Annotated in this window: 1 pseudogene; it reads left to right on the top strand. The window is 62.1% G+C overall.

The features are described 5' to 3' along the window. Positions 1-235 (top strand): annotated as a pseudogene (locus JN414_RS16690) (glycosyltransferase family 1 protein); the annotation flags it as partial.

Here is a 235-nt window from a genome sequence, read left to right on the forward strand (position 1 = left end):
GCCTCTCGTGAATGGGTCCTACGTCCTGTTCGTCTCCACCCTCGAGGCCCGCAAGAACCATGCCCTGCTCTTCCGCGTCTGGCGCAGACTCCTCGAAGACCTGCCCGAAGACCAGGTTCCTACCCTCGTCTTTGCCGGGCGGGAGGGATGGCTCGTCTCCGATCTCATGCAACAGCTTGAAAACGCCCGCTGGCTCAACGGCAAGATCCGCTTCATCCAGAACCCTACCGACGCC

Origin of the sequence: Gluconobacter sp. Gdi, from assembly GCF_014132155.1 — a bacterium.
Taxonomy (GTDB): domain Bacteria; phylum Pseudomonadota; class Alphaproteobacteria; order Acetobacterales; family Acetobacteraceae; genus Gluconobacter.